Raw genomic sequence first — 14,176 nt, 5'->3', positions numbered from 1 at the left:
TTGCCCCGCGGGCAGTTCGCCGGGCGGCGGATGGCCCTCCGCCTATCCTAAGACGAAGAGCGGAGAGGTAGTACCGAATGCACAACGAGAAGTGGTTGGCCGCGGTCAAAGTCGTCGTATTCGACATGGACGGTACGCTTTACCAGGATCATGCGTTTCTGGAACGGTATATCCGTTACCTGCTGGAAGGAACGGAGCACGAGGGAGAGACCGAGGCGGCGGTGCGCCTAGGCGGCGCGATGCAGGCCGGCGAACACCCGGGCGGCTTCGGCCATTTCTACCATGCCGGGGACGACGTCTGCCTGGCGCTCGACGGCGAGCGGTTCGTCCGGGGCTATAACTGGGCGGACGGCGGCGAGATCGACGTCGGCGCCCGCGCCTACGGCGGTTACGCGTCGCTTGCGCCGCAGCTTATTCCGATCGGCGATCCGTGGAGCATCGTCACGGCGCTGTGCCGGCGGTACGGACTGCCGGACGCGAAGCTGCGAGCGGCGTTCGAGCGGGTGCGGAAGGAGATGCTGCGGCCGCCCCATCAATTCGAGCGCAGCACCGGCCTGTTCCGGGCGATCGAGGCGCTGGACGCGGTCGAGAAGAAGAGCCTCCTGACCAATACGCCGGTCGAGTCCGGGGTCGAGTTTCTGGGCTTTATGGGGATCCGGCATCTGTTCGGAGACGTGATCTTCGGCGCTAACAAGCCCGCGGGGCTTCACGCGTACATGGCGTCGCTGCTCGCGGAGGGCTACGAGCCGCACGAGATATTGACGATCGGGGACAACGCCTGGAACGACCTGCATCCGGTCAAGCGGCTGGGCGGGCGGACCTGCCTCGTCTCGCCGTATCCGAGCCGCGACCCGGAAGCCTGGGATCTGAGGCTCGCCCGGCTGGACGAGCTGGAGGAGCTGATGCGCGCGATGCAACAATCCATCACAAGGAGGAGCATAACGGATGGCGAAGATCGAGCTGAAGCAAATCGGCAAGAAGTTCAAGGATGAGACCGTCATCGAGAATTTGAATCTGACGATCAAGGACGGGTCGTTCACCGTGCTCGTCGGGCCGTCGGGCTGCGGCAAATCGACCACGCTGCGCATGGTGGCGGGGCTCGAGCGGGCGACGAGCGGCGAGATCTGGATCGACGACGTCTGCGTGAACGATACGCCGCCCGGGCTGCGGGACGTGGCGATGGTGTTCCAAAACTACGCGCTGTATCCGACCATGACGGTGCGCGGCAACATCGAGTTCGGGCTGAAGAACCGCGGCGTGGCGAAGCGCGACCGCGACCGGCTGATCACGGATATCTCGGACATCGTCGGCCTGACGCCGCATCTGGACAAGAAGCCGCAGAACCTCTCCGGCGGCCAGCGCCAGCGGGTGGCGCTCGCCCGGGCGATGGTGAAGCAGCCGAAGGTGTTCATTCTCGACGAGCCGCTGTCCAACCTCGACGCCAAGCTGCGCAACCAGATGCGGACCGAGCTGATTCAGCTTCACCGGCGGCTCGGCACGACGTTCGTCTACGTCACGCACGATCAGGTGGAAGCGATGTCGATGGGCGACGAGATCGTCGTCATGAACAAAGGCGTCATCCAGCAGGCGGATACGCCGATGAAGCTCTACCACGATCCGGCGAACCGCTTCACCGCGGAGTTCATCGGCACGCCGGCGATGAATCTGATCGACCGCCGCGACATGGCGGGGCTGGAGGTGCATTCGTCCTCGGCGGTCGGATACGTCGGATTCCGTCCCGAGCAGGCGCTGCTCGGCGCGGCCGCGGACGCCGAAGGCTGCGAGCTGGAAGGCGAGATTCTGACCCGCGAGAGCTTGGGCGCGGAGAATATCTATCAGATCCGCTCGGCCTTCGGCATCTTCTTCGTCAAGACGTTCCTCGCGCCCCTTGAGACGGCCGCCCGCGTCCGGGTGACGATTCCGTACGACCGGCTCTATTATTTCGGGCCGGACGGCGAGCGGATGCGCGGCGTCGAGCTGGGCGCTCGGCAGCTGGCGGCGGCGGGGGGCAGATGACATGACGCTCTGGGAAAAGCTGCGTCCGTACGGAATGGTCGCGCCGGCCGTGATCATTTTCTCCTTGTTCTTCATCTATCCGATCTTCTACATGATGTACCTGAGCCTGTTCGACTGGAACTTCGTCAGCCCGACCAAGTCGTTCGTGGGGCTGCAGAACTTCAAGGACCTGCTGGCGGAGCCGGATTTCCGGCAGGTGCTCGCCAATACGACGCTCTATACGCTGATGACCGTGACGCTGACGACGGGGCTCGCCCTGCTGCTCGCGCTCTGGCTCAACCGCAAGAGCATGTTCCACGGCTTCGTGCAGGGAGCGATCTTCAGCCCGCATATCATCTCGCTCGTGTCGATCTCGCTGCTGTGGAGCTGGCTCATGGATCCCGAATACGGGCTGCTTAACTGGGTGATCGGGCTCTTCGGCTTCGGCAAGCTGGAATGGCTGTCCCATCCGAGCACGTCGCTCGTCTCGCTGGTCATCGTCGCCGTCTGGAAGGGGCTCGGCTACAACGCGCTCGTCTTCATCGCGGGCCTGCAGAGCATTCCGCCGGATATCTACGAAGCCGCGTCGCTCGACCGGTCGAAGCCGTGGACGACGTTCCGGAAGCTGACGCTCCCGATGCTGTCGCCGTCGATCTTCTTCCTCGCGGTCATCAACATGATCGGCTCGTTCCAGGTGTTCGAGACGATCGCGATCATGACGCAGGGCGGCCCGGTCAACTCGACCAACACGCTCGTTTATTACATCTATCAGTACGGCTTCCGGTTCTTCAAGATCGGCTATGCCTCCGCGGCGGGCGTCATCCTGCTGGCGATCGTCGGCGTGCTGACGATTCTGTATTTCAACCTGCTGTCGAAACGCGTCCATTACCGTTAGGAAGAGGTGTAGCTGTTGAAAGCCGTAGACCCTACGATCGGCGGCCGCCCGATCGCCGCCGCCGCCGGCAGCCGGACCCGCGCGCGGACGCGGAAGGCGGCGGTCCGCCAGACGCTCGGCGCCGTCCTGCGCGTGCTCAATATCGCCTGCCTGCTGCTGCTGGTGCTGATCTTCGCGCTGCCGTTCATCTGGATGATTTCCACCTCGCTCAAGACGCTGCCGGAGACGATGATCTTCCCGCCGGAATGGATTCCGCGGAACCCGGTCTGGCGCAATTATTCGGAAGCGTGGAACACGGGCCCGTTCCTCCACTACTTCACGAACAGCCTCATCATCGCGGTCGGCATTCTGGCGCTGCAGATGCTGACGATCATCCCGGCCGCGTACGCGTTCGCCCGGTACAGGTTCGCCGGCTCGGGCTTCCTGTTCAGCATCGTCATGGTGACGCTCATGATCCCGGCGCAGCTGATCTTCCTGCCCGTGTACCTGGAGCTGAGCGCGTTCAAGCTGCTGAATACGCATCTGGGCCTGATCCTGCCGTTCGCGTCGAGCGCCTTCGGCATCTTCCTGCTGCGGCAGGCGTTCATGCAGATCCCGGACGAGCTCGTCGAAGCGGCGCGGCTCGATCAGGCGGCGGAGTGGAAAATCATCCTGAAGCTCATGGTGCCGCTCGTCAAGCCGGTGCTCGTTACGTTCGCCCTGTTCAGCTTCATCGCCCATTGGAACGATTATTTCTGGCCGCTCGTCATGACGACGAACGAGACGGCGCGCACGCTGCCGCTCGGCATCGCCAAGATCCGGGAAGTGGAAGGCGTGGCGACGTGGAATATTCTCATGGCCGGCAACCTGATCCTGGTCGCCCCGATTCTCGTCGTGTTCTTCGTCTCGCAGCGGCAGATCATCAAGGCGTTCGTGTATAACGGCGTGAAATAAGCGAGACGTGAATAAGAGAGACGCGAAATAAGAGAGATGAAATAGGAGAATCGAAAGGATGGATGAGAGATGAACGACATGACGCAGGACGCGAAGCGCGAATGGCCGCTGACGATCGTGGCGCACCGCGGCTGCTCGGGCGCCGCGCCGGAGAACACGCTGGCGGCGTTCAAGCTGGCCCTGGAGGAGCCGGGCATCGCGATCATCGAGCTGGACGTGCACGTATCGAAGGACGGCGTGCCCGTCGTCATTCACGACCATACGCTGGAGCGGACGACGAACGGAACGGGGCGCGTCGATGCGCATACGCTCGAGGAGCTGCGCCGGCTGGACGCGGGCAGCGCGTTCGCGCCGGAATTCGCGGAGGAACGGATTCCCACGCTCGAAGAAGCGCTGGAACTGGCGAAGGGCCGCTGCAAGCTGCACGTCGAGCTGAAGATGCTGGCGCGGGAATACGCGGGCATCGAGGAGAAGGTCATCGCGCTCGTCCGGCGGCATGGCATGCAGCAGGAGGTCGTGCTGTCGTCCTTCAACCACGACTCCATGAAGCTGGCGCACGAGCTGGACCCGTCCATCGAGACGGGGCTGATCTTCCTCGGCAAGCCGGTGCTGCTGGCGGAGCAGCTGCGGCACGCGGGCGCGTCGAGCCTGTCGATGCACCAAGCGTTCCTGACCCGCGAGCTCGCGGACGAGATGGCCGGACTCGGCATCGATCTGGGCGTGTGGACGGTGAACGATCCGGCGCTGCTGGCGCGGATCGCGGCGGAATACCCGGGCATGCGGGTCACGACGGATTATCCGGAGCGGGCGCTGCGAATCATCCGGGAGCGCGAGCTGGAGGTACGGTAAGACGGCATCGGCTTGGGGGACGGCGTTGTTGGCCGGGAGCGGCGATGGCCGGTTACTTTCAATCAGGCATGCATAGGAGATCGCTTCGCGGAGGCAGCCGATTCAGTCGGCTGCTTCTTGTCGTATCATGGAGGGGCTCCGCGGCTTCTGCCCGATACGCAGTCGTCATTCATGGCGTCGGCGCATCAGCCGCCAGCCGGGCGGATAGTAACTATACACGAAGTAAGATGCTGATAAAGTTTTCACTTCTTTAAAGCGGTAATCGGGCGGCCTATAATAGAGGAGAATAGGCAAGTCCGCTTGACGGGAGCGCGGCTGCCGGGAAGCGAATAAGAGATGACGAGAGGTATGATGGACGGCGTATGCAAATCATTCAAGACGTTCGCGCGTTCATGTCGATCTCCGGAGCTAGAATATTGCTCGCGATGTTCTTGCTCTACGGGATCGGAACCGGCATGCTGGCGCCGATGAACGCGGTCTATCTCGACGAAAGCGTCGGGCTGTCGAAGGAACAGATCGTGGCCGTATTCGCCGTGTCCCTGTTCTGCAACATCGCCATTACGATTACCGTGGGCTGGTTCAGCGACCGGCTGCGGCGCAAGAAGAAGCTCCCTTTGGTTGCGGCGTTTCTCTGCATAATCGGGCTGGCCGTTTACATGAACGCTTCCGATTTCCGAAGCGCGCTCATCGGCATGACGATCGCCGTCGCGCCGTCCGGCTTGATCATGGGGCAGCTGTTCGGCATGGCGAGAAGCCATTTTGCCCGCAAGGCCGGCGAGCTGGTGGAGATGGCGCAGCTTTGGCTTCGGGCTTCCTTCAGCGTCGGTTTTTTCGCCGGGCTGCTGCTCGGCGCCAACATTTTCCTGATCGCCACGTTCCGGGGCGTCCTGTGGGGGAATGTGGCCGGTTACGTCTGTCTAGCGGTTCTGCTGCTCGCGTATAAGGAAACGGCGGGCGAGCCGGCGACGAAGACGGCCGTGAAGGGCGAACCGTTCTCCCTCGTGATGCTGATCGCGCTGCTCCTGCTCTCTTGCGCCGATGCCATTCGCGGCTTGTACTTGCAGCTTGTCGTCCTGAAGCTCTTCGGCAAGCCGGAGGTGATGTCCTACATCTGGAGCACCCAGGCGGTCTTCGAGCTGTTCTTCATGACGCTGGGCGGGTATTGGGCGGCAAGGTACGGTAGCAAGAAAATTATCTTTTTGGGCGGTTGTTTCGCGCTTGCCGCGTATTTGACCTATACGAGCAGCGGCTCGCTTCCGGTCTTCTTCGCCGTGCAGCCGTTGTATTCGTTCTTCGTTTCGATTTTGGCCGGCGTGGCGATGGGCTACGTGCAGCGGATGTTCCTCAGCCGAACGGGCTTCGGGGCGAGCTTATACGTGTTCATTACGCAGACGGCTTCGCTCATCGGGTATTTCCTGCCGCTGTTCATTCAGGGGATCACGCCGGACATCTTCTACATCCCGAGCGCGCTTGTCACGCTGTCGCTGCTGATCATCGGAGTCGTGCTGTACCGGGAGCGAGGGTCCAAGAACAGGAGCGCGAACGTTGTCAATCGCGCCGTCTGACGCGAAGGCGGCCGGTTCGCCAGCCATGCACGGTTCGTCGGCCATGCGCGATTCGTCAGCCGTTCAAGTTCAAGGGGCTGTCCGCTTGAGGCGAAACTAAAAACAAGTTCGGGAGGAATGGCTATGCGTTATCGGAAGTTGGGGGCCAGCGGATTGGAAGTATCGGTGCTGGGGCTGGGGACGAATGCCTTCGGCGGACGCGCGGACAAGGAGACTTCGATTCGCGTGCTGCATCACGCGGTCGACAACGGCATCACGTTCATCGACACCGCCAATATCTATACCGGCACGAAGTCGGAGGAGATCATCGGCGAAGCGTTCGAGGGACGGCGTCAGGACGTGCTCCTCGCGACGAAGGCGGGCATCAAGAACGGTGAAGGCCCGAACGCCGGAGGCGCTTCGCGCCAGCATATCTTCAAGGAAGTCGAAGCGAGCTTGCGCCGCTTGCGGACGGATTACATCGACCTGTACCAGATTCACGTGTTCGATCCGAAGACGCCGCTGGACGAGACGCTCCGGGCGCTCGACGATCTCGTGCGATCCGGCAAAGTGCGGTACGTCGGCGCCTCGAATTACAGCGCCTGGCAGATGATGAAATCGCTCGCGATCAGCGATAGCCGGCATTTGATCCGGTATGCGTCGGTGCAGCCCGGCTACTCGCTGGCCGATCGCGGCGCGGAGCGGGAGCTGATCCCGTTCTGCGTCGATCAGGGGATCGGACTCATCCCTTATTTTCCGCTGGCAGGCGGCATTCTGACGGGCAAATATTCGGGAGGAGCCGTCCCGAGCGGTTCGCTGCTCGACAAGAATCCGAACTTCGCCCGGCGCCTGAACGCCGCCCGCGTGGAGCTCGGCGAACAGGTGGCGCGCATCGCCGCGGAGATCGGAACGTCCGCCACGGCCCTCTCGCTGGCTTGGCTGATGCATCAGCCCGCGGTAAGTACCGTCATCGCCGGCGCGACCCGCGAGTCCCAGATCGACGAGAACCTGAAGGCGGTCGAGCTTGAGCTGACCGAGGATGTGTTAAAGGCGCTGGATGAAGCCAGCAAGAGCTTCGTTTATGCGCCGCCGTTTTAAAGCCGCTGCCGATCGAGCCGCAGCTCGCGTTGTTCGCGCATAGGAAGACTTCATTGCAAGTGAGGTAACGCAAGGGCAGCCGGTCGCGATCGGCTGCTTTTGGTGATGCGGCGGCAAGAGAGGAGCAACTAACCAAACCAATAGGACGTCCCATTCATAACATGGATCATGATGGCGCGCAGCCGATCGTTGGTTTGGAAAGGAGAGCCAGTCATGTCCTATCCGTTCGACTGTATCACGGAATTTATGTTTTTCGAAACGAAGCTCGAACCGGCGGAGATGATTCTGATTCCCGGAGCGGGTCAGCCTCGGCTGATGGAACGAGCGGCGGAGCTCTATCATCAGGGATTCGCCTCATATCTTCTGCCTTCCGGCGGCCCTTCCCGGAATGTGGAAACGACGGAATGGGCCTTCCTTCGCGAGATCGGCCTCGCGCTGGGCGTGCCCGACCATGCGATTCTTCGGGAAGACCGGGCGGCCAACACGTTCGAGAACGCAAGATTTTCCAAGCAGGCGCTGCAGCAAAAGGGACTCGTTCCAAAGAAGGCCATTCTAGTGTGCAAGTCTTATCACGCAAGAAGGGCGTTGCTCACGTATCAGGTCGACTTTAAAGAGACGATGTTCGATGTAAGCCCCATCACCGATAAGACCGGAATCACCAAGGAGAATTGGTTCCTGGACGATAAGCGGATTGCGATCGTCATGAAAGAACTGACCAAGGTCGGCCAATATTTCGCGCCTCATATTCCGAACTGGGTGGAATGAACGGACAAGAAGGATCAGGGCAGCCGATCGGAAGCGATGGGCTGCCCTTCAATGATGGGAGAAGCATGGCAGGTGCTGTCATGAACTTCGCGAAGTTGGACGGCGATAAGGACCCTTACGTGGCTTTCGCCCGGATGAGGTAGTAGAAGTTGGTTGATTTCACGCCTTTGTCGGTGGCATGCCGGCCGAACTGCCGTTGTAGTTCCTCGAAGCAGGTATCCCGGAGATAACCGGCGACACGTTCGTTTTGGCCGAAGCCTGCCAAGGTCAGAATGTCTTCCGCCGTTGGAATATGGACCGTTTCCCGCAAGAACCGGATCTCTAGCACCCGTAGACCGCTTGTTTGCAAATAGGCTTGGATCGCTTGCAGGATCGGCGCGCCTTTCGCCGGAGGGGGGAATAGGCCCGGAAAATAAAGGCCGAGTTCTCCTCCTTCGCCGTCGCCGTCTCCGGGATGAATGGCCAAGACGTCCGCTCCCGGCTTCAGCACGCGGTTCGCTTCGACATACATGCTCCCCGGCCCCTTCTTCGTATACGCGACATCGAAATAGTTGTCCGCGAACGGCAGGCCGTCCTCGTGCGTATAGCCGCGCACATAACGGACATTCGGCCGTCGGTGACGGACCGCGGTCGCGAGAAATCCCTCCGTCATGTCATAGCCGATGACCTCTTCGGCTTGTTCGGCCCAGCGGTTCGTGAATTCCCCGTGGCCGCATCCGACATCAAGGACATGGCCGCGGATAAGCTTGGACAGCTCTTCCGTAAAGACCTCTTCCGCCGCGGTTCCGTCGATGGCGTAGGTCCAGGTATACGCGTACTTTCCGGTTTGCGCCGCAAGCTGATCGCACCAAGCCCTCGATTGCGGCTTTACATACGCGGGATGTTGGCTGATATCCGGGTAAATGAGCTCCACCTCCGATTAAGGATTGCCGGCCGGCCTTATTAAGGTATACAAAATTTCACCGGAAGTATAGACTTATAATAATTGGAAAGTTATACTAGTATCGTAAGGAAGCCGGATAGGGCTTCTCTATTTCATTCCACCCCAAAACAGCGATGCACAAGATGCCGAGAGGCGTCTTTTTTTGTGGCGTGGGCCGCTTGGAATAGGAACGGAAGAAGAGCAGGAAGACATGGAAGAGCTGTTCCGGTTTAAAATCGGGCAGGATCACGTGTAAGCCACATCGGACACCGCCCCCCGCTGCAACACTTTCGGATAAATTCCGTCTAGATCATAGATCTGGAATTTTTCGCCATGCAGACGGAGGTATAGTTGATGAAGAGAACAGTATGGGTCTTCCTGACCGCTCTGCTCGCGTTCGGAACATGGACGGCGGTAAGGCCCGCAACGGTTCATGCCTGCTCCTGCGCAGGCGCCACGAGCTTGGAAGCGCAGCTGAACCGAGACACCGCGGTATTCACGGGCAAAGTCGTGCGGTTGACCGCCCCCGCTAAGGGGATTTTTCAATCCTCGGCGGATCCCGTCCGCGTTCAATTCGAGGTGAAGACGGTATGGAAGGGGACGTTAAGCGCCCAAGCGACGGTCTATACCGCGCTCAGTTCGGCCAGCTGCGGCTATGACGACTTTCAAGTGAACGAAGACTATCTCGTCTTTGCGCACGGCCAATCGAACCGGCTCGAAACCGGGCTTTGCGACGGCAACAAGACGCTAGCCGCCGCGCAGTCCGAGCTTCAAGCCTTGGGAGCCGGCTATGAACCCGTACGGATGAAGGAACCCTTGCCGCGCCGATCGGGCGCAGCCGCGATCGCTTTGGTCAGCGCGGGCGTGCTGATTGCGGCCCTCCTGTTGACGAAGCTCATTTGGCGCCGGCGCGGATGAGACGCGTTCGGCCGAATGCCTGCTGAATTGAATTCGTAAGACATTTGTAAAGAAAATGCAATCCAATCTTTATCTCTTCTTAAGGCTGCTGGGCTATACTTGAACTCGACCCCCCTTTTGAAATATATCCTTTAGGCCCGCAGCCCGTTGCTGCGGGTCTCTTTTTTTATGTTGCGGGCAGCGCGAATCCCGCCGAAGTTGTTTGTAAGATCTATCGTTTGTTGACTATTCAACCACGCGGGCTTGAAGTAAAATATGACCTGCACGCCCGTAATTGTTAAAGATTAGCAGTACGCGGAGAGGAGGGCTGCGCGGCAATCGTCGGCGGGCGGGCGAACACAACGCAGGAAAGCGGCAGGATACGATGCAATGAAAGCGCTCTATTAGTCGTAACGATGAGAAAGGACGGATGAGATTGTATCTCCTACGAAGATTCTTCGCCTTGGCGGCCGTGATGGCGGCCTCCTGCATGATTTGGCAAGCGTCCGCGCATGCGGAGCAGCCGTATTCCTCGTACTGGTTTCCGAAGGACCTGCTGAACTGGTCCCCCGGGACGGACAAGGATGCCGCTTTTAACAAGTCGGGCATTCCGCTGACCACTCGGGCTGCGGGCTTTCAAGTGAATCCCAACGTGACGTTGAACCCCAAACTGGCAGCGCTTTCGTCGATGGCCGATCATACGAGCGGAACGCCGTCGCAAGGCTCGGACCAGTTCGATACGTACGCGTTTCAATATTGGCAATATCCCGATGTGCTCGTCGACTGGGCAGGCTCCTCGGGCGAGGGCATTATCGTGCCGCCGAGCGCCGACGCGACCGATGCCGCGCATAAGAACGGCGTTCCGATCCTCGGCACGATCTTCTATCCGCCGACCGCATACGGCGGGAAGATCGATTGGGTGAACGACTCGCTGGTGCAGAATCCGGACGGCTCGTTCCCCTTCGCGGACAAGCTGATCGAGGTTGCGGACTATTACGGGTTCGACGGCTGGTTCATCAATCAGGAGACGGCCGGCGGGAATTCGGCGACCGCGACGAAGATGCAGCAGATGCTGAAGTATCTGCAAGCGAAGAAGCCCGCAAGCATGAAGATCATGTGGTACGACGCGATGGTCAGCAGCGGCTCGGTGTCGTGGCAGGGCGCGCTCAACGCCTCGAACAAAATGTTCTTCCAGGATAACGGAACCGTATCCGACAGCATGTTCCTCGACTTCAGATGGAGCGGGAGCACCCTGAGCGCTTCCAACGCGACGGCGGCGAGCCTGGGCCGAAATCCGTACGACTTGTACGCCGGCATCGACGTGGAGGCGAACGGCTATAATTCGGCCCCTCGCTGGAGCTCCGTCTTCCCGTCCGGCGGCCAGGCGGTGACGTCGTTAGGCCTGTACCGTCCCGATTGGGCGTACAAATCGTCGACCGGGCAGGCGGACTTCTATGCGAGAGAGAACCGGTTCTGGGTCGGACCGAACGGCGATCCGCGGCGCACGGCGCCGGGAACGTCCTGGCCGGGCATCGCGAATTACATCGCGGACAAGACGCCGGTGACGAGCCTGCCGTTCGTGACGAATTTCAATGCGGGGCAGGGGCATCAATTCGCCGTGAACGGCGAGGTGCTGCGCAGCGCCGACTGGAACAACCGCAGCCTGCAGGACGTCATGCCGACGTGGCGCTGGATCGCGGACAGCGCGGGCACGGCGCTGAAGCCGGACATCGATTTCGCGACCGCCTATTACGGCGGCAGCTCCCTGAAGGTCTCGGGCGACCTCGGCCCGGCGAACGCCACGCAGATCAAGCTGTACAAGACCGATCTGCCGGTAGGGGCGGACACGCAGCTGGGCCTGACGTTCAAACTGGCGGATCCGAGCCTTGCCGCTTCGCATATGAAGGTCGGCCTCGCCTTCGCGGATGATCCGAACGCGTTCGTCTACCTGGAAGCGGGTGATGCTCCGGGCGGCGCGTGGACCGCGAAGTCGATCCCGCTCGGCGCCTATGCCGGCAAACGGATCGCCGCCATCGGCCTGAGCTTCGCGAGCGACACGGCGATCAACGGCTACGCCGTCAACATCGGACGGCTGTCCGTATCCGACGAAGCCGGGCAGCCGGCGCCGGCTCTTCAGCCGAGCGCGCCCGCGATGGAGAACGAATTTACCGGAGGCGTAACCGCGGACGCCCGGCTGACCTGGACCAAGCCGGCCCCGGCTGCCGCGCTGTACGAGGTATACCGGCTGAAGCCGGACGGGACGCGCGAATTCCTCGGCGCCACGCCGAACGACGCGTATTACGTGTCCCAAATCAAGCGGATCGGCAAAGAAGCGCAAACGACGCTGCAAATCGTCGGCGTCGACAGCGACTTCAGGCACGGCGAACCGGCAACCGTCACGCTGAACTGGCCGGCCTATCCGAAGCCGGCGGCGGATTTTGCCGTCAGCCAGCGGTATGCCGCTCCGGGACAGCCGATCGACTTGATCGACGAATCGTCGGAAACGACCGAATCGGTCAGCTGGGACGTGCCGGGCGGCCGTGTCGATAACAGCTCGGGGCACCCGGTCGTCACCTACGATCAAGAGGGCACGTACACGATTACGCTGACCGCCTCGAACAGCTCGGGCGAGGACGCGCACGCGGAGCAGGTGCATGTGACGTGGGCGGTATCGGGCGGGCAGTCCAATCTCGCGCTGAACAAGACGGCGACCGCCAGCTCGACCTGCGCGGCGGCCGAAGCCGCGAAGTACGCGTTTGACGGGAATCTGAAAACGAAATGGTGCGCCAATGCCGGCAGCGGTCCGCACTGGGTCGTGAACGACTTGGGCGCCGATTACGCGATTACGGATTTCGCGCTCTCGCATGCCGAGCTTGGCGGCGAAGCGGTCAGCATGAATACGTACGATTACAAGATCCAGCTCAGCGACGACAAAGCGACCTGGCGGGACGTCGTCGACATCCGCGGGAATACGAAGGGGCGGACCGAACATACGATCGACCTGTCGGAAGCCCGGTATGTCCGGCTGTGGGTGATGAAGCCGGCCAGCACGACGGACAACGCGGCCCGGATCTACGAATTCGAGATCGACGGGTATGCGGTCAATCCCGCGTTCTTAAGCCTCAACCAGGCGGCGACTGCCGAGAACGTGCTCAATCTGCTCGGTTCGCCGGCTGCGCCGGGCCTCCATCTGGACCTGTCGAAGTGGAATCTGCTGAGCGGCGACGGGAAGCTCGCCGTGGCCCAGGCGATCGCGAGCGGCAAGCCGGCAGCCGGGTATTTCAGCAGCGCCGCGATTCAGCAGGCGATCGATCAAGCGGTAGCGGGTCTGGATAAGACGGCTCCCGTCACGACGCTGACCGCGCTCCCTTCCGAGCCGGACGGACAGAACGGCTGGTACGTCCATCCGGTCGAGCTGCGGCTGACGGCATCGGACGAGCTCTCCGGCGTCGCCACGACGGCATACAGCGTCGACGGCGGAGCGAGCTGGCTAACGTATTCCGGTCCGATCACGCTCGGCGAAGACGCGGCGGCCCGCATCCTGTACCGCTCGACGGATGCCGCGGGCAACGTCGAGGCGGCCCGAGAAAGCCTCATTCGTCTGGACGCGACGGCACCGGCGATAACCGCTTCCGTGCATGACGGCGACGTGTTCACGGATGACCAAATCATCATGCCGCAGATTGCGGTAACCGATACGGGTTCCGGCGCGGATGCGGACAACGCGATCATCACGCTCGACGGCGTGCGGCTTCAGCCGGGGGCGGCGGTAGACCTGAGCGGACTGACGCTCGGCACGCACGTCCTGGCCGTGGAGGCCGGCGACCGCGCGGGGAATGCCGGCACCTTGACGGTTCGGTTCCGGACGACGGCAAGCCTCGATTCCCTGCATGCGCTGGTCGAGCGATTCAGAGCGAACGGAGCGATCGACAACGGCGGTATCGCGAACAGCCTGCTTCTGAAGCTGGAGAATGGTAGCTTAGACAGCTTCGTGAACGAAGTAAGCGCGCAGAAGGGGAAGCATATTTCCGAGGAAGCGGCGGCATGCCTGCTCCGGGATGCGGCTTTCCTCGCCCGGCAGCAGTAAGGAAACGAACACCGTCAACAGGGAACCGGCTCATCGCCGGTTCCTTTTTTTGCTTCTGCCGGCGAACACCGGTTATTACCGAACCGTAAGCGTGCCGTCAGCGCCGAGAGGTTTTAATTGCGCGCCGTTTCCGGTACCATAAGGATGGAGTCGCACCCTGCAGCTCGCAAACCCGAACGGAGGTGACGAAT

The 14,176-nt window shown here is 61.4% G+C and carries 11 protein-coding genes; 10 read left to right on the top strand and 1 reads right to left on the bottom strand.

The annotated features are described in order from the left end of the window. Positions 1-77 precede the first annotated feature (77 nt). The 8 genes from BMZ79_RS34220 (at position 78) to BMZ79_RS08820 (ending at position 8,079) form a co-directional block, all read left to right on the top strand. Positions 78-992, top strand: a complete 915-nt coding sequence (locus BMZ79_RS34220) for an HAD family hydrolase (protein ID WP_090638875.1) — start codon at positions 78-80, stop codon at positions 990-992. Beyond that, complete coding sequence (locus tag BMZ79_RS08850) at positions 946-2,016, top strand: ABC transporter ATP-binding protein (RefSeq protein WP_090638873.1); 1,071 nt, start codon at positions 946-948, stop codon at positions 2,014-2,016. Before BMZ79_RS34220 ends, BMZ79_RS08850 begins: the two co-directional genes overlap by 47 nt. A gap of 1 nt (position 2,017) precedes the next feature. After that, positions 2,018-2,890 (top strand): carbohydrate ABC transporter permease, encoded by an 873-nt coding sequence (locus BMZ79_RS08845; RefSeq protein WP_090638871.1) that lies wholly within the window; start codon positions 2,018-2,020, stop codon positions 2,888-2,890. Positions 2,891-3,016: 126 nt separating this feature from the next. Next, a complete protein-coding gene (locus BMZ79_RS08840) occupies positions 3,017-3,823 on the top strand; it encodes a carbohydrate ABC transporter permease (protein ID WP_256252678.1) in 807 nt (268 codons plus the stop codon). A 69-nt stretch (positions 3,824-3,892) separates the two neighbouring features. Then, positions 3,893-4,672, top strand: a complete 780-nt coding sequence (locus BMZ79_RS08835) for a glycerophosphodiester phosphodiesterase (RefSeq protein WP_256252622.1) — start codon at positions 3,893-3,895, stop codon at positions 4,670-4,672. Positions 4,673-5,034: 362 nt separating this feature from the next. After that, positions 5,035-6,237, top strand: coding sequence for an MFS transporter (locus BMZ79_RS08830; RefSeq protein WP_090638868.1), 1,203 nt, complete (start codon positions 5,035-5,037; stop codon positions 6,235-6,237). Positions 6,238-6,360: 123 nt separating this feature from the next. After that, positions 6,361-7,314 carry an aldo/keto reductase gene (locus BMZ79_RS08825; protein ID WP_090638866.1) on the top strand — a complete coding sequence of 318 codons (954 nt, stop codon included), beginning with the start codon at positions 6,361-6,363 and terminating at the stop codon, positions 7,312-7,314. A gap of 213 nt (positions 7,315-7,527) precedes the next feature. After that, complete coding sequence (locus tag BMZ79_RS08820) at positions 7,528-8,079, top strand: YdcF family protein (RefSeq protein WP_090638864.1); 552 nt, start codon at positions 7,528-7,530, stop codon at positions 8,077-8,079. A gap of 115 nt (positions 8,080-8,194) precedes the next feature. Here the strand turns inward: BMZ79_RS08820 and BMZ79_RS08815 are convergent, their stop codons facing one another. Then, positions 8,195-8,992, bottom strand: a complete 798-nt coding sequence (locus tag BMZ79_RS08815; RefSeq protein ID WP_090638862.1) for a class I SAM-dependent methyltransferase — start codon at positions 8,990-8,992, stop codon at positions 8,195-8,197. Between the two features lie 363 nt (positions 8,993-9,355). Here BMZ79_RS08815 and BMZ79_RS08810 point away from each other — a divergent pair, with 363 nt between their 5' ends. Next, positions 9,356-9,919: a hypothetical protein gene (locus BMZ79_RS08810; protein WP_143088912.1), complete on the top strand. Its 564-nt coding sequence runs from the start codon at positions 9,356-9,358 to the stop codon at positions 9,917-9,919. 469 nt (positions 9,920-10,388) lie between these two features. After that, entirely contained in the window at positions 10,389-13,985 is a 3,597-nt protein-coding gene (locus BMZ79_RS08805) for an endo-beta-N-acetylglucosaminidase (RefSeq protein ID WP_256252621.1), read from the top strand. The last annotated feature ends 191 nt before the right edge of the window (positions 13,986-14,176 follow it).

It is taken from the genome of Paenibacillus sp. UNC496MF (assembly GCF_900113915.1).
In the GTDB taxonomy this organism is placed as follows: domain Bacteria; phylum Bacillota; class Bacilli; order Paenibacillales; family Paenibacillaceae; genus Paenibacillus_Z; species Paenibacillus_Z artemisiicola.
This window is presented reverse-complemented; position numbering and strand designations above follow the sequence as displayed.

Coding starts and splice junctions, on each gene's coding strand:
- BMZ79_RS34220 (WP_090638875.1), top strand. CDS start 78: ATGCACAACGAGAAGTGGTTGGCCGCGGTCAAAGTCGTCGTATTCGAC.
- BMZ79_RS08850 (WP_090638873.1), top strand. CDS start 946: ATGGCGAAGATCGAGCTGAAGCAAATCGGCAAGAAGTTCAAGGATGAG.
- BMZ79_RS08845 (WP_090638871.1), top strand. CDS start 2,018: ATGACGCTCTGGGAAAAGCTGCGTCCGTACGGAATGGTCGCGCCGGCC.
- BMZ79_RS08835 (WP_256252622.1), top strand. CDS start 3,893: ATGAACGACATGACGCAGGACGCGAAGCGCGAATGGCCGCTGACGATC.
- BMZ79_RS08830 (WP_090638868.1), top strand. CDS start 5,035: ATGCAAATCATTCAAGACGTTCGCGCGTTCATGTCGATCTCCGGAGCT.
- BMZ79_RS08825 (WP_090638866.1), top strand. CDS start 6,361: ATGCGTTATCGGAAGTTGGGGGCCAGCGGATTGGAAGTATCGGTGCTG.
- BMZ79_RS08820 (WP_090638864.1), top strand. CDS start 7,528: ATGTCCTATCCGTTCGACTGTATCACGGAATTTATGTTTTTCGAAACG.
- BMZ79_RS08810 (WP_143088912.1), top strand. CDS start 9,356: ATGAAGAGAACAGTATGGGTCTTCCTGACCGCTCTGCTCGCGTTCGGA.
- BMZ79_RS08805 (WP_256252621.1), top strand. CDS start 10,389: ATGATTTGGCAAGCGTCCGCGCATGCGGAGCAGCCGTATTCCTCGTAC.